Below are 16,121 nucleotides of genomic sequence, written 5' to 3'. Positions count from 1 at the left end.
TTTAAAATACAAAACGCCCGATGAAGTACATCGAGCGTTTTAGTTAAAAAGTGTCAACCCATATCAGGACGGGTCATACTGTTCTATGGGTTTAGTCTAACTGAGTTGATAAGTAACGCAGGTAGGCGTTACGTAAGCGAATCTTATTCTCTTCAAAGTAATCGCTACCATAACGACCACGGTTGAAGTAACGACGTAGCATGCTGTTGTCCATGATAAGCTCATCACCTTGTCCATCACTTAAGAAATTGACGTCATTGCCTACTCGCGTCATCACATTAAAGTCATAAGCTTCGTTACCTCGAACCTGCAATAAGCTAGGAGACATATCACGCCAAGGTGTTAGTGGTAGCTTGACTGACACAGCGACAAACTGCTCTTCATCAGTATCTTTGTACTTAGTAACCTGATAAGTAGCAGAAACCTCAATATCCTCAAACCAATGCGATGTTGTTAGCTTAGCACCAACATCCCCCCGCCAAAACTCACCCGCTGTCGCGTTAAACTGCCAATCCCATTCGGGCATTGAAAAAGTATAGCGAGCTAGCGAAGTTTGACGATCGAGAGTTTCATAGCCATTTTCATCTTTCTCATCGACGTGCTGGAAGTAGCTCATTTCCAAACTCAAAGCGTGCGCACCAGACTGAGAAAACCATGTAGACTCACTTCTCGCGCCAATATAATCTGTTTTCGCCAGACCGACGGATACTTGGTTCGCAATATCGACATAAGGTAAACGGAAGAATTGGTGCAACATTGCGCGTTCGATATCATTTTCGTAAGCACTATCCTCAAAGTATCCCCATTTTTCATAATCGTCAGTTTCCGCTAACGGCAAAATATGGCGAACATCGACAGCCGCGCCAGACCAAAGGTAGGTATATAAGTTACTCGACATCGCAAAAGAGTAGTCATAAACACCAAACTCGGTCGCAACGGCATGACGAACCATTGGTGAAAAGACAAGTTGAGAGTCTAGTGCGCCGCTATTTACGCGCTCTGTTTTCCAGTTAACCAACTCAAGTTTTTCGGCTAAATCTCGTGTCGTGAACTTAATATCCTCGCACGCAGCAGAACCATTGATAAAACTCTGATAGCACGTTGAATTCGCTTGCACACTAACAACGGGCTTTTGGTTTGCGAGCATAAATAGCTCAATACGCTCTGAATCACCACCCACTTCTGATACCGCGTTTTGACCTAGGTGGCTAGAGATGATCCCCATAGCAACACCTAAACCATCTACTTGGTTATGGTTATAACGACGGTTTTCTAGCGCCACTACTGTTGTTTGATTCAGCAAACCGATTTGAATATTCACAAAGCCTTCATTACGAAGCGCGCTCACTAAAGCAGAGATAGAAGCCTCTTTAGCTTTATTCTGCTCCAAAGACAGCTTTTCCATTAACGTGAGATTATTGCGCGAGTAATCGCGAGAACGTGTATACCCAGTAACTAGAGGTACTGAAAGTGCCGCGTTCCAAATATTTTGTTCATCAGTATTGTGGCCAGAGTAGAGCTGATAACTGAGCGAGGCTGTCACATCATAAGGCAATGTGCCTTGTGGGGTAAAAAGCTTAACCGAAGAGTTAAACTCCACAGCATCGTATTCTCCGCTAACCTGCAAAAAGCTCAATGGTTGATATTCAATACCACCGAATGGGCCATCCATCACTCCTAATTCGATATCAGAAAGCCCATAACCTGCAGAAACGCGAACCGGAGCAAAGTCGAACGAGTAATCAGCAACCGCATATTTCGTACTGAACTGATTGGCTGAGCCACCTAAGTCCTGAATACCTAGAGCAAAATCGAGATTCTCCGATCCCCAAAAGTTAGGGACCTGATACTTGAAAGACATAGATAAATCACGGGTATCACCACAATCGTAAAAACAATTTGAAGTATAGTCATCCGTTACAATTCTTCCGTGAGCTTCCAAGCCATCAAACATACCGAACGAGAATTTTAGAGAATCTAAATCTTGAACTGCCGTCCTAAATGGTAAGCCTTGAGCGTACGTAAAAGAAAAATCGCCGTAATTTAAAGACTGTGCATTGGGCGTAAAAGTCAATCCGGTAAAGCTTTGGTTCGAAGGTAGCGTCGCCAACTCCTGAGCGGTAAGAGAAGTACTTACCAATAGCGGCAGCGATAATGCTGCTATCCCTGTTTTTATCGTTTTCTGTGCCATCAGTTTTAGCCACTGTTAATGTATTGAATACAGAAAAAGGCACTCAGAAGTGCCTTTTTGAGATTACGACATGTTCACGTTACGCTCGTAGTAAACAAACCACCACTGCGAGCACCAAGACAACATATCTTATTAATTTTTCTATTATTTACCAACCAAACAAAAGCATCAAGTTTCACTTGCATTACTTTGCTTTGGTTCAAAAGTATATAACTCCGCAGTGCGAGTATTTTGCTTCCATACGAGATCTTCAATGCCGTCCACCGGATTAAAGCCTGTAGGAGCATCGAGTAACAAGCGACGAATCACTTCGTGTTGGAAGTTGTGACAGGCGACATCGAGCTTGTCGATTAAGATTTCATACTCTTTTAGTGGTAGGTAACTTTCTTGCGCTGTCATAATACGTGCGTGTGCCGTTTCGGAAACATTGTCATCTCCAATCAACAGCTCTTCATATAACTTCTCTCCCGGTCTCAAACCTGTGAAGAGAATCTCTATATCGCCATGAGGATTGTTTTCATCTTTAACTTCAAGTCCTGACAGGTAAACCAAGTTCTTCGCTAGATCGACAATCTTAACGGGCTCCCCCATATCGAGAACAAATACATCGCCACCTTTACCCATCGCCCCAGCTTGAATAACCAACTGGGCAGCTTCTGGAATTGTCATAAAGTATCGAGTAATGTCTTTGTGGGTGACCGTAATAGGTTCTCGCTTCTCAATCTGTTTTTTGAATACAGGAATTACCGAGCCAGACGAACCCAAAACATTACCAAAGCGCACCATACAGAAACGCGTACCCAGATTAGGGTTGCTCTCACGAATTCGGTTTTGTTGCTGTGCCAACGCCTGTAGGCCTAACTCAGCCATACGTTTAGTCGCACCCATCACGTTCGTTGGTCTAACAGCCTTATCAGTAGAAATAAGAACAAAATTCTTCACACCTGCATCAATCGCCGCTTGCGCTGTATAGTAAGTGCCAAACACATTGTTTCTTACACCTTCAACAACGTTGTACTCCACCAGCGGAACATGTTTGTACGCCGCAGCATGGTAAACCGTGTCCACTTCAAAGGCTTTCATGGTAGTTTCTAAGCGATTTTGTCTCTGCACAGAGCCAACCAATGGAACGACGACAATGCTCAGATTGTTAGCTTTAATGATTTGACTCAATTCACTGTGCACCTGATACAACGCAAATTCAGACAGTTCAAATAAGATCAATGATTTTGGCGAGTAGTTTAAAATCTGACGACATAACTCAGAGCCAATTGAACCACCAGCTCCCGTCACCATCACTACTTGATTCTTGATGTTCGCTTCCATTAATACTTGTTGCGGCTGAACAGGGTCTCGACCTAACAAATCACCAATCGGAACCTCTTTCAGTTCATCAATTTTCGCCTTACCCGTAAGGATATCTTTCATATCTGGAACGGTTTGGATTTCAACAGGCAGTTTAGAAATTCTATCTAAGACTTCCTTACGACGTTTGTTTGAAGCGCTAGGAATAGCAAGTAAGATTTTTTTTACTTCATACTTTCTAATCGCCTTCATCGCGTTATCCGCTGTATAGACTCGGTAACCCATTAGCATTGTGTTTTGAAGCGTTTTGTCTTCGTCGACAAAGCCAATAACTCGGTAGGTTTCTGATTGTCGCAGCGCAAACGCAAGCTCACGACCGGCACTACCAGCACCATAAATAAGAACTGGCGCTCCAGCTTTGTGTACCGATTGAGCAACCAAGCTCCTTACCAGCAGACGGCTAGTCCCTACTCCGATCGCAAGAAAAGCGGCATAAATAAAAGGAATCGAGCGTGGTAGTTGGGCATCAAATGCGAAAGCAAAACTGGCCACACAAAGCGCAGATAGAATCGTACCCAACCCGACGACTGCCAGAACATGAAAGCCTAAATAGCGTAGCACCGCTCGATAGAGGCCAAACGAGACAAAAACAGCAAGCGTACACACAATGGTTGCCAACAGTACATAGTTACTGCTTGTATCTGGAAGTGGGCGGAATTCACCAATGCGAGACCAATAAGCAAACATAAAAGCAGCAGAGATAATAAAGAAATCCACTCCGATACTAATAAGGCGCTTTTGATATCTCGGTAAAGACCAAATGACGTTAAGTTTGGAATTATTTTCAATCATGACAGTATGTAAGCCTCATTACCCCAAGTTTATTTTTAGAGTTTGGTGGTAATGCTAGTTAATATTATGAGATAGCCTGAGCAAAGATTATACAACCTGATGATTATGTATAGAACCATTAATTGCATATTCTCTCACTGCATCGCATCTTTTAAGCAATCTGCGTAGCAGACATTTTACATTTTCATCAAGTGGTGGGACGCTGTTACAGGAAAACATAAATAACGACATATTAAAGCACTATTATTTATGCGTCCCACTTAGACTGAACTGGTTTACTTCTGCGCTTCTAACAACACTTCACGGATCACACCGCACGTTTTAGCGACTTCTTCTGACGATAATGTTGGATGAACCAAAAACATTAAACTGGTTTCACCTAACTGCACTGCATTCGGCAAACGTTTTTCTGGTCGCCATGGCGTATTATCAAATGCTTTTTCTAAATACACCTCAGAGCAGCTACCTTGATAAGCCGGAACACCACGTTCCACAATGGTTTCCACAATGCGATCTCTCGTCCAGCCCTCTGCCAAATGTTTAGGCTCAACAAAAAGGTAATGTTTGTATTCAGCGTGCTGCGAATGCTCAGGCACGTGAACGCGTCGAACGATATTGAGATCTGCAACAGCCTCATCGATTTGTGCCGCATTGGCTTGGCGTTTTGCCGTCCACTCTGACATGCGAGTCAATTGAATACGACCAACCACAGCTTGTAGCTCAGTCATACGCCAGTTGGTTCCAAAGCTGTCGTGCAACCAGCGAAAGCCTGGTGGATGCTGACGGTTATAAATCGCATCATAGTTTTTACCATGATCTTTGTAAGACCACATTTTTGACCACAAACCTTTATCATTCGTGGTCACCATGCCGCCTTCACCGCCTGTCGTCATGATCTTATCTTGACAGAATGACCAAGCACCAATGTGACCGATTGTGCCTACACTGCGCCCTTTGTATTTTGCGCCATGTGCTTGAGCACAATCTTCAATAACATAAAAACCATGTCTTTCTGCAAGCGCCATGATGGCATCCATTTCTGCCGGCATACCAGCCAAATGAACAACGATGACCGCTTTAGTCTTAGGAGTTAGGACCGCTTCAATCGACGCTGCCGTAATGGCTTGGCTATTGAGATCTACATCCGCAAAAACAGGATTAGCACCAGCCGTAACAATAGAGGACGCAGAAGCAAGAAACGTTCTAGGCGTCGTAATAACCTCATCCCCTTCACCAATCGCTAACGCTTTAAGCGCGACATCGAGTGCAAGGGTACCATTGCTTAGTGCAACAGCATGATCACATCCAACCCAAGCTGCGAATTCTTTTTCGAACTCACGGCACTCACTACCCGTCCAGTAGTTTACTTTGTTTGACAGTAGTACACGACTAACTGCGTCGGCTTCTTCTTGAGTAAAAGAAGGCCATGGAGAAAATGGAGTATTAAGCACGATGTCACCTAAATAAAAATTATTCTGAGAATGTTATTTTGAGTTTACGAGCTGTGCAGGCGTACCCACAACAGTTTGCAAGTCTGGTACATGGTTCAGGACAGTCGCGCCGGCTCCTACCATTACGCCCGTACCAATGGAAATAAGTTGTTTAACTTGGCTTCCGATACCGAGCCAAGAACCTTCCCCGACAGTTACCCCGCCCGCAAGATTACAACCAGGGCTAACATGTACGCCATCCGCTAAATGGCAGTCATGATCTATCGTTGAGGCCGTGTTAATAATGCATGCTTTACCAACTTTGACAAAAGGATTGATGACAGCACCGGCCATGACTACCGTACCTTTATCAAGCTGACTATGCTGACTAATTGTGGCTCTAGGATGCTCTAGTACAGAGAATTTAGCGCCAGCTGTACTAAGCTGATTCTGCTTTTCTAACCTGATTTTATTATTGCCGATTGCTATCACCGTTAGATCAAACTGCGCCGCTATCTTTAACAAGGCTTCGGAATTCCCTTTGACTGGCCAATGTTCAACATTTTGCAACTCTGGCCAGCGGTCATCAAAAAACTCAATGTTTGTATAACCATTTAGCTCCGCAATTTCAGCAACGACTTTCCCGTGACCACTAGCGCCTAAAATTGCGCAAGTTCTATTCATGGACTTCGCTCTGCTTTGATTGACCAGTAAAAGGTTCTATCGTGACATGGCCATCTGCCGATATTCCTTCCTTCACAAACACTTTTTTAACGGTTAGGAACAGAATTTTGATATCTAGCCATAGGTTACGATTATCGACATACCAGACATCGAGCTTAAACTTATCTTCCCAACTAATCGCATTACGCCCATTAATTTGAGCCCAGCCCGTTACGCCAGGCCTGACTTCGTGACGTCTTGCTTGCTCTTTACTATAAAGCGGTAAGTACTGCATTAATAAAGGACGTGGCCCCACTAAACTCATCTCACCTTTCAATACGTTCCACAACTCCGGAAGCTCATCGAGGCTCGAGTTTCTCAATTTGTCTCCAAACGGAGTCATTCGCTCGGAATCAGGAAGTGGATTTCCTTGTGAATCGACCGCATCTTTCATGGTACGGAACTTAACCATTTCAAATGGTTTGCCATGCAAACCAGGACGTGTTTGACGAAACAACACGGGCGAGCCTAAGTTCTTGCGTATTTTCCAAGCGACTAACATAATAATGGGAGATAATAAAATAAGACCAATTAAAGAAAATATAAAATCAAAGATTCGCTTTATCATAACTTGGACCTTTAATCGCTTTAATAAACTTTTGATATAAGTACTCACGATTATAATCGGTCACACCCAATTTTTTAGAGCTATTTCTTGCATTTAAATACTCTAATTCATCATATAAAAAACAGTATAGTTTTATATACTCCTCTTCTGAAGGCGTTGAATTAAGAATCAAACCACAACCTGAACTTCTAATTAGCTCAGCTAGCCATCCTTCATGATTAATTAAAATAGGAGTGCCAGAAGCAAATGCATCAAATATCTTGTTTGCTGAGTTAGCATATAACTCATCAACTGGTAGAACTGTAGAACATGACAAATCAAACAATTGATGAATAATATAAAGATGATTCTTTGGTATAGCTTCAAAAAAGTAAACGACTCGGTTTAAAGTACCATTTTCTTGCGAAAGCCGCTCTAGTTCAAGTTTCTCTTTACCACTTCCAACAATAACGAAAGCAATATCACCTTTAGAGTAAGATGCCAAATCTATCAAATAAGAAAGATTATTTACCATGCCAAGTGTACCTGTATAAAACACTACTTTTTCGTGGCGTTCTCTTATTTCATAAAAATATCTAGAATATTCTGTTTTAATAGAAAAGTCTGACTTAAATGAGAAAAGTTCTGTATCAGAAGCATTAGGAATAACAGTAACTACTTTACCATTAGATCTTTTTAATATTGAGCTCTTCATATCAGGAGACAGCGCAATTATTGAGTCTGAATATTTATAAGAAATCTTCTCTAAAAATAGAGCTAAATATTTTAGAATTGGATTATTTAAAAAACCTAAAGCTATTGGAACCTCTGGCCAAACATCTCGAACTTCAAAAATATAAGGCTTATTTCTATACAACTTATAAAATATTGCTGGTATGGATATTGTGAGAGGTGTACTTGTTGCAACAACGCGATCACAGTGCATAGGTATAATATGCAAAGTAGTGAGAACTACATACTTAAAAAATGCCACCAACCGTTTAAAAAAACCAAAGGAGTTAGAATACTTTACAGAAAGCCAATGAACTTCAATACCATCAATACTTTCCACTTTCCAAGATGAGAAATCATTTTCAGTATCAGAGGTAACAATTACAACTTCATGACCATCACGAACGAGCCTTTTAGCAAATTCATAGGATCGAACTCCCCCGCTCATAGATGGTTTCTTAAAGTATTGATGTAAATAAATTATCTTCAATTATATACCTCTCTGATATATCTCAATGATATTTTTTCCCATGAAAACTCTTGGCTAGGATTAGAATGATAAGGGCCTAAGCCGAGTGGGAAGCTTTTAAAAACACTCTGGATTGCAGTGGAAATACTGTCTATAGAATATGGATCACAAGAATAACCAACTTCTCCCTCTTCAAAAACACCATCTATTCCCTGACCAGAAGAATAAACCACAGGAATACAACGACTGATAGCCTCTAGATATACGAGTCCAAATGTTTCCTTAAATGATGGCATTACAAAAACATTAGATTGATCATAAAATTTCAATAGAAGATTAAAATCTTCAGTACGCTCTATAAAATTAACTTTATTTAATAAACCAGGTGATAACTTTCCATAAATCTCTGTGTATTCAGAATAATTACCACCTACAATATTCAGAGCCCAATCCATTCCTAAGCACGCTTTTTCAAATGCTAATATCGTCGATTCTATGTTTTTATTTTTATCGATAGAACCGATATACAAGCCTCTAACAGTTCCTAGCCTCATTTTATTAGCCTTGCTATCTAAAGCATTTTCTATATACACATCCTCTATTCCATTTGGAATCAAAATTATTTTACAGTCAAATTCCTCACCAAAATAATATCTAAACTTTATGATATGAGCAGGAGATATAAATATTATCTTATCGCTATATGATAATGCTTTTTTTACTAACCATTTATAGTGTTTAAAAAACTTAAAGCCCAAATTTACATCTGTATTTCTAACTGTTATGACTAGTTTTTGTTGTTTGACAAGAGAAAATATATAAGCCGATATTCCATCTGCATATAGAGTGTGAGCATGAACAGCATCATAATTTTTACTTCCTCTTTCACGAAGTAGCGACAAAAAAAATACACTTATAATTTTAAACGATATAAAAAACCTTGTAATAAAACTCAAACACCTTACATATTCTAAATCTATACGATCGTCTAAAATAAAATTACTTCCATTATGTCTTTCGCTTCTTATAGGTATAAAAACCTTAGAATGCACATTATTTTTCGACAAGTTATGGAATAGGCATCTATAAACCTTTGAACCGATATAGTATGAGCAAAAATGCAATATATTCATAATTTAAACTTTTAAAAAAGCCCCTTAACAAGTGATTGTGCACCTTTTTCCCAATTATAGTTATTGTTAAATCGATCAAAATTATCTTTTTTAATTTGTTCCAACTTACAAAAAAGTTCTTCACAGGAGTAACTATGATAAACCACACCAACCTCCTCCCTTAAAACGATATTTCTCAGCATTCCAACATCATGAGTAACAAGAGGCAACTTTGCAGAGACCGACGTATACAGTGAATAAGGAATCGAAATATCGTCGAGCGTCCTATATACAAAGTCAATATGATTAGTTAAGTATTTTTCACTAACCCTACCACCATCAGGAAATATCATTATATCTTTTCTAGACGAAAGCTCACTATATAAACCATCCCAAACTTTAGAGTTTTTATATTTATTAAATGGAGCGACTAAGATCATTACGAGCTTAAGACCATCTTTATTTATAACATCCAAAAAACTTGACATTTTAAAAAGATGATAACATTTCAAAGATAAGGATGTGGCACATAATGAAAACCTTATATCTTCATGATTTTTTTTAAGGTCGCATATAACATCCGTGATTTGACGATTAAAAGCAACATCTGTGTCTGTTGCTTTGTCGCCAAAACAAGTAACATCAATTATACCTTTATAGTTTGGTATCTTGTTTTGGAGGTGTTCTATTAATGAACAATCTGTTACATACGCATATTCACAATGATACGCTACTATATTCCTTCTTATTTTTGTTATTTTCGGGAAGAACTCAAAACTTTCCTTATCTATATTATGAACAATCCATCTAACTTGCCCTTTACTCAACTTACAAATAAAACATATTAGACATTCCAAAAACATCTTAATGAATGTCATGAAAATATTCCTATAATCACCAAGATATCTAAAGAAGAAGATAACTTCATATCCTCTCAGCGCATATAGAGCAACGAAATAGAATTGATAAAAAATGTTTCCATTAACCTGAAAACATTCAATATTATTGATTTCATTGCACCAAGAGTTACTCTTTTCATCTTTATTAGGAAATATGATAACTCTTTTCATCGTTCAAACTCTTTATTGGTGAATACATACAAAAAACGACACATCCCCAAAATAGAGGCATATATATTACATCATTAAATACAGGGGTAATGAAAAATATAACAAATAGTGCGATATGTGGCCCTTTTCTAACCTTAGATGTAAAAACGGAAAATACACCAATTAAAATATAAAGAAAAATACCGATATAACCAAACTCTATCATAAGATGGGCGTAACTATTATGAGCAGGTCTCCCAATCACACTTTCAACCCCTCCAGCTCCAACACCAAAAGGCTTCGCATCCAAGCTTGCAACGGCGAGACTAATAAAATGCATTCTTTCTGATGTTGAATCCTCAGAGCTTGGACCTTGACTTTCCATTATATTAACCGTTTGTGTATATCTTTTCTCTAAGGAGTCAAAGTAGTCACTGTTAAAATTATTTGAAACAAAGTAACCGCCAAGTAATATGCTAAAGATTAGCAGCGTTAACTTTTTAAAAGACATCAATCGGACAATGCTAGTAGGAGATGAAAGATATAGAATTAATAAAGATAGAACCCAAACAATTAGAAATTGCCTGCTACCACTTATAAGTATTAACAAAATAGAAAAAACCAGTGATAGTGTTCTGGATTTATTTTCAAAACTAGAAAAATACACTATCAAAAGTAAAACATTTGCTCCAAAAAAATATCTACTCAAGCCTCCTGGTAATAAATTCAATTCATTTCTAATAACCCAAGCAGGCTTTGAGTAAAACATCCCCCCTTGCCTATAAATCAAAAACAATATAGATACAATTACTAGAAATATTGCTATATAAAGTAGATTAGAAACTACTTTGGTATAAGAATCTAACGAAAGTGAAGACATACCAATAGAGAACAGAAAGCAAAAAAGCGAATAAACCATCCAGTTAAATATTCTAATAGGATCAGGCTGATTTACATTTAAAAATACTGATTGTAATGATGCATATATAAAGAATAACATCATCATTGAAAAAAAAGTCAACTCATTTGAGGAAACAGAAAACTTCTTCGAGAAGAGAAATATAAACAGGATGAATGTCAATATGTAAGCTAATCTTCCTAAAGTAACTCCAGCTCCAATATTTAACTCAACAGAAAGAAGAAGAAAAACTATTGAAACAGATAAAAACCTAAAATCAACACTCATATCTTCCTCTTATTGATCATTAAAAAAAATGGCACTAACACCATTAAAGAAAACATACTTAATATAAGTTTTTCGTCTAAAAACTCAAAGGTCAAGAAGAAAAGTAACAATAAGAAAATCGCCACTTTTAGAATTACGACTATGAAATCAAGAAATATATTTGCATGATAAACAATCACCAAAACAAACAGAGCATACGTTATTGATGACATTATCGAATAATAAAGAACTCCCATCGAAGGACTTGAAACCAAGGAAAATATCAAAGGTGCTAAAAATATTTTTACACTTGATATGCATACTTGAATATAAAGTTCTAGCTTTTGGTTTTTAGTTATAAAGAAGTAGCTTGAAAGTGGTGATGCTATAAATTGAAAAATTGCCCAAGTTAATATTGCATGTATATAACTAACAGATCCAAACCACTCATCATTAAAAAACGATTTGATTATTACATCTATCCAGACAAAATAATTATAGAAGACAATCACGCTAATGGAAATAAGTAAAAAAGTAAACTTAACAATTTGCTCTCTTATATCATGTTGATTTTTTGCATTTGCTAAACTTGAATGAATTACTTTAGAAAAAGCCTGACCTAAAATGCTAGATGGAGCAAGAGTTAGCTTTATTGCTATTGCAAATAAACCACCTTCTAATACTCCATAATACATGGTAAAGAACACTAATGGTAGGTTATTGGACATTGAGTTAAACAATGCAGATGGCAAACTGAACTTAGGGAAATCCGCTTCTTTTCTGATGAGCCTTATATATTTACTCCATCCAAACCAACCAATCTTATATTTTAATCTATTCGATAGATATAATGTGGATATTATATGTGAGGAAATCAATCCAATAATCAAACCTCTCCATCCAATAAAACTCAAAGAAACCTGAGAAATAACTGTGACTAAAGATTGTTGAACTCTATTTTTTCCGAGAGTATAGAAGTTTTTAGTTCTTATGCATTCGTATGTCAGACTTAATCCTATTGAGGAAAATAACACCGCTAAAGCGCAAAACATATAGAACTCAAATCTATATTCCAAAAAACCATATAAAAAAGGCACTAGCATTATTATTGATAGTGACACAAGAAATGAGAGAAATACGCATATGTCAATGTAAGCAAAAGCTAACTTTTTATATTTTTTCTGAGGTATCGCCAATTCATATCTAAACGATGCTATTATAGATATTATTGAAACTGTCGAAAGTAATACTGAATAAATTCCAAAATCTGAAGGGCTATATAGGTTCGATATAATGGGATAGGATATAAACATTATGCCTTGTCCTATTATAGAACCAAGCATAATTATCCCAGCACCTTTTATAAAAGATTTGTTCATTTATTTTAGCTTCGACCTTCAATATACCAATGGATTGTCTGAGATATTCCAAAATCAACATTTACTAACATTTTAGCATGCAGTATTTTACTAATTTTTTCGATATTTGCTTGAGAGTGTCTAACATCACCAGCTCGAAACTCTCGATAAATTGGTTCACCTTTAACTTGCACACCATTTCCGTTTAGCGCTTTCTTAATGGCGTAATAAAGATCATTTAACGTCGTTCTATCACCAACGGCTACGTTGTAGACTTCGTCTTTTGCGTCTTCTTCTGCTGTTGCTGCTAACAGGTTCATTTGTACTACGTTATCGATGTAGCAAAAATCTCGGCTTGTTTCGCCATCACCATTAATGTAAACATCTTCACCATTGATCATTGCTGCTGTCCATTTTGGGATTACCGCAGCGTAAGCGCCGTTTGGATCTTGTCGGCGACCAAATACATTGAAATAACGAAGCCCTATCGTTTTAAAACCGTAAGTACGGGCGTATACACCAGCATAAAGCTCATTTACGTATTTAGTTACCGCATAAGGAGAAAGCGGATTACCAATATTTTCTTCCACTTTTGGCAATGCTGGATGGTCACCGTATGTCGAGCTGCTTGCAGCATAAGTAAAGCTGCATACCTCTTCTTCTTTTGCAGCATCCAGCATATTTAAGAAGCCGGTGATGTTCGCTGCGTTTGTCGTTAGTGGATCAGCGATAGAGCGAGGTACAGAACCGAGTGCTGCTTGGTGTAGTACGTAATCAACACCTTTTACGGCTTGTTGGCATGTTTTCGGCTCTCGGATGTCTCCTTCAATAAAGGTAAAACGATCCCACTGTGCTTCACTTACTAGGCTTTTTACTTCATCTAAGTTGTGTTGATGGCCTGTTGCGAAGTTATCTAAACCCACTACGGTTTGGTCAAGCTTGAGTAACTTTTCCAGTAGGTTTGAGCCAATAAAGCCCGCAACACCCGTTACTAACCACGTCTTTGGTGATTCAACTAGTTCTTGTTGGATTTGTTCGTATTTGGTCATTGAGTTTTTCCGTGTGGGGAAGGTCTAGGGTCTAGGGTCTAGGGTCTAGGGTCTAGGGTCTAGGGTCTAGGGTCTAGGGTCTAGGAAACATAATCTCCCTTTTCTTCCCTAACAAAACCTTTCCGGATTTTAATCAAAGCGGCGATCATTGCTGCTATCTCTTTGCATTCTGCAACAATGAATAAGCCACTTTCTTTATCGATGTAACCTATATCGATGCCAATATAGGTTTGCGTAAGGAGTTCACCTAACGAGCCTTTTGCGTAATAGAGAAATCTTGATTCTTCTTTCGCAGTTTCTCTTTCAAGACCTTCTGCGATATTAGAGGGGACAGATCAAGCTGATCGCGTTATTTGATCTTTAAAGCCATAATCTTGGCAATCTCGCATGAGTTTATAGACGTTACTCGCCAAACGTGATGAACGCTTCCAAACGTCTAATTGCTCGAATTTCATGGCTCGGCTCTGAGGTTATAGCTTCTAGGCCCTAGGACCTTCCTTACAAACGCATATCTACGCTTTCTTTATCTAGAACGTATTTCAGGTCGTACAATACATGTTCTGGTTTACCCAAAGTACGAATTTTCTCGACACCCATTTCTTTAAATTCGTTATGAGATACCGCCATGATGATCGCGTCGTAATGACCTTGCTTTTCTTTTTCGCAAAGTGTTAAGCCATATTCATGCTGCGCTTCATCATTTGAACACCAAGGGTCCATAACATCGACGTTGATGTTGTACTCTTTTAGCTCAGAGATAATATCCACCACTTTGGTATTGCGTAGGTCTGGGCAGTTTTCTTTAAATGTTAGGCCCATAACAAGTACGTTTGCGCCTTCTACGTGAATACGTTTTTTCAGCATTTTTTTCACCAACTGAGAAACAACGTATTGCCCCATACCATCGTTTAGGCGTCGGCCAGCCAAAATCATTTCAGGATGGTAGCCTACTGCTTGCGCTTTATGCGTTAGGTAGTAAGGGTCAACACCAATACAGTGACCACCGACCAAACCTGGACGGAATGGTAAGAAGTTCCATTTGGTGCCCGCTGCTTCTAATACTTCCAGTGTATCAATACCCAGCTTGTTGAAGATGATGGATAGCTCGTTGATTAATGCAATGTTTACATCACGCTGAGTGTTTTCAATGACTTTGGCAGCTTCAGCTACTTTAATTGATGACGCTTTGTGTGTGCCTGCAGTGATGATGGTTTTGTAAAGTTGGTCGACGAACTCTGCCACTTCTGGCGTTGAGCCACTTGTTACTTTAAGAATGTTCGTAACTCGGTGTTCTTTATCACCTGGGTTGATTCGCTCTGGAGAGTAGCCTGCGAAAAAGTCTTGGTTAAACTTAAGGCCAGAAACACGCTCAACAACCGGAATGCAATCTTCTTCTGTTGCACCTGGGTATACGGTTGATTCATAAACGATGATATCACCCTGATTGACTACTGTACCCAACGCTTCTGAGGCTTTAATAAGAGGCGTTAAATCCGGTTGTTTGTGTTCGTCAATTGGAGTAGGAACGGTAACAATGTAAACATTGCATTCTTTGAGTTCTTGAAGAGAGGAAGTATAAGAAAGGTATTTTGCTTCTGCTAATTCATTATCGCTGCATTCTAATGTGCTATCACGTCCGGCAGAGAGTTCATCGATACGGGCTTGATTGATATCGAAGCCGATCGTTGGTGACTTTTTGCCAAATTCCACCGCGAGTGGTAAACCAACGTAACCTAAGCCAATGATGCCAACTCTGGCGTTTTCTAATGAAAAGTTCATTTTTAGTTCCTAGCAAGTTTAGATTTTTAGAACGCCTTTAGGTCTGGTTAGGGTAACTAAAGGCGTAGATAGACTAAGGACGCTCAAGGCACCCTTAAAAATTCTTAATACTTGTTAGAGTGATTTGTATTCGAATAGCGAATATAGATGTTTTAGGCATGCCGTAGACACGTTGATATGGCACATGAGTATATGTGCAACGAGAACGCGCTACGGAACTAGATACATGAATGGTAAATAGAAGGGAGGAACCTTATGCCTAGCCAATTATCACTCAAAAACTGCCATCGCAGCTTTGAATTGTCCCTCTGACGTTATGGGACATTTAGTTAATTATTTGTTTAAGCGCACTTTTTATAA

The 16,121-nt window shown here is 38.7% G+C and carries 12 protein-coding genes and 1 pseudogene; all 13 read right to left on the bottom strand.

The window, feature by feature from the left end:
• Positions 1 to 91: 91 nt before the first annotated feature.
• Positions 92 to 2,191, bottom strand: a complete 2,100-nt coding sequence (locus R7Q47_RS17910) for a YjbH domain-containing protein (protein WP_213886529.1) — start codon at positions 2,189 to 2,191, stop codon at positions 92 to 94.
• Between the two features lie 168 nt (positions 2,192 to 2,359).
• On the bottom strand, positions 2,360 to 4,348 hold the full coding sequence (locus R7Q47_RS17905) for a polysaccharide biosynthesis protein (protein ID WP_085569691.1): 1,989 nt from the start codon (positions 4,346 to 4,348) through the stop codon (positions 2,360 to 2,362).
• Positions 4,349 to 4,623: 275 nt separating this feature from the next.
• Positions 4,624 to 5,799, bottom strand: a complete 1,176-nt coding sequence (locus tag R7Q47_RS17900; protein ID WP_170893660.1) for a DegT/DnrJ/EryC1/StrS family aminotransferase — start codon at positions 5,797 to 5,799, stop codon at positions 4,624 to 4,626.
• Positions 5,800 to 5,832: 33 nt separating this feature from the next.
• Positions 5,833 to 6,462, bottom strand: a complete 630-nt coding sequence (locus tag R7Q47_RS17895; RefSeq protein ID WP_213877142.1) for an acetyltransferase — start codon at positions 6,460 to 6,462, stop codon at positions 5,833 to 5,835.
• Positions 6,455 to 7,066 (bottom strand): sugar transferase, encoded by a 612-nt coding sequence (locus R7Q47_RS17890; RefSeq protein ID WP_318089291.1) that lies wholly within the window; start codon positions 7,064 to 7,066, stop codon positions 6,455 to 6,457. The genes R7Q47_RS17895 and R7Q47_RS17890 overlap by 8 nt, the downstream gene beginning before the upstream one ends.
• Positions 7,050 to 8,228 carry a glycosyltransferase family 4 protein gene (locus R7Q47_RS17885; RefSeq protein ID WP_318089287.1) on the bottom strand — a complete coding sequence of 393 codons (1,179 nt, stop codon included), beginning with the start codon at positions 8,226 to 8,228 and terminating at the stop codon, positions 7,050 to 7,052. The genes R7Q47_RS17890 and R7Q47_RS17885 overlap by 17 nt, the downstream gene beginning before the upstream one ends.
• A 38-nt stretch (positions 8,229 to 8,266) precedes the next feature.
• Entirely contained in the window at positions 8,267 to 9,301 is a 1,035-nt protein-coding gene (locus R7Q47_RS17880; RefSeq protein ID WP_411912875.1) for a glycosyltransferase family 4 protein, read from the bottom strand.
• Between the two features lie 92 nt (positions 9,302 to 9,393).
• Complete coding sequence (locus R7Q47_RS17875) at positions 9,394 to 10,431, bottom strand: hypothetical protein (RefSeq protein WP_318089285.1); 1,038 nt, start codon at positions 10,429 to 10,431, stop codon at positions 9,394 to 9,396.
• Positions 10,406 to 11,596 carry an O-antigen ligase family protein gene (locus R7Q47_RS17870; RefSeq protein WP_318089284.1) on the bottom strand — a complete coding sequence of 397 codons (1,191 nt, stop codon included), beginning with the start codon at positions 11,594 to 11,596 and terminating at the stop codon, positions 10,406 to 10,408. The genes R7Q47_RS17875 and R7Q47_RS17870 overlap by 26 nt, the downstream gene beginning before the upstream one ends.
• Complete coding sequence (locus tag R7Q47_RS17865; RefSeq protein ID WP_318089283.1) at positions 11,593 to 12,954, bottom strand: lipopolysaccharide biosynthesis protein; 1,362 nt, start codon at positions 12,952 to 12,954, stop codon at positions 11,593 to 11,595. Before R7Q47_RS17865 ends, R7Q47_RS17870 begins: the two co-directional genes overlap by 4 nt.
• Before the next feature lie 5 nt (positions 12,955 to 12,959).
• Positions 12,960 to 13,982 carry an NAD-dependent epimerase/dehydratase family protein gene (locus R7Q47_RS17860; protein WP_318089282.1) on the bottom strand — a complete coding sequence of 341 codons (1,023 nt, stop codon included), beginning with the start codon at positions 13,980 to 13,982 and terminating at the stop codon, positions 12,960 to 12,962.
• A gap of 80 nt (positions 13,983 to 14,062) precedes the next feature.
• Positions 14,063 to 14,437, bottom strand: a pseudogene (locus tag R7Q47_RS17855) (four helix bundle protein).
• 43 nt (positions 14,438 to 14,480) lie between these two features.
• Entirely contained in the window at positions 14,481 to 15,761 is a 1,281-nt protein-coding gene (gene tviB / locus R7Q47_RS17850; protein WP_154204889.1) for a Vi polysaccharide biosynthesis UDP-N-acetylglucosamine C-6 dehydrogenase TviB, read from the bottom strand.
• Between the last annotated feature and the right edge of the window lie 360 nt (positions 15,762 to 16,121).

It is taken from the genome of Vibrio sp. Vb0349 (assembly GCF_033338975.1).
The sequence above is the reverse complement of the archived record's forward strand: the minus strand, read 5'-3'. Positions and strand labels throughout refer to the sequence as shown.

Coding starts and splice junctions, on each gene's coding strand:
- R7Q47_RS17910 (WP_213886529.1), bottom strand. CDS start 2,191: ATGGCACAGAAAACGATAAAAACAGGGATAGCAGCATTATCGCTGCCG.
- R7Q47_RS17905 (WP_085569691.1), bottom strand. CDS start 4,348: ATGATTGAAAATAATTCCAAACTTAACGTCATTTGGTCTTTACCGAGA.
- R7Q47_RS17895 (WP_213877142.1), bottom strand. CDS start 6,462: ATGAATAGAACTTGCGCAATTTTAGGCGCTAGTGGTCACGGGAAAGTC.
- R7Q47_RS17885 (WP_318089287.1), bottom strand. CDS start 8,228: ATGAGCGGGGGAGTTCGATCCTATGAATTTGCTAAAAGGCTCGTTCGT.
- R7Q47_RS17875 (WP_318089285.1), bottom strand. CDS start 10,431: ATGAAAAGAGTTATCATATTTCCTAATAAAGATGAAAAGAGTAACTCT.
- R7Q47_RS17870 (WP_318089284.1), bottom strand. CDS start 11,596: ATGAGTGTTGATTTTAGGTTTTTATCTGTTTCAATAGTTTTTCTTCTT.
- R7Q47_RS17865 (WP_318089283.1), bottom strand. CDS start 12,954: ATGAACAAATCTTTTATAAAAGGTGCTGGGATAATTATGCTTGGTTCT.
- R7Q47_RS17860 (WP_318089282.1), bottom strand. CDS start 13,982: ATGACCAAATACGAACAAATCCAACAAGAACTAGTTGAATCACCAAAG.
- tviB (WP_154204889.1), bottom strand. CDS start 15,761: ATGAACTTTTCATTAGAAAACGCCAGAGTTGGCATCATTGGCTTAGGT.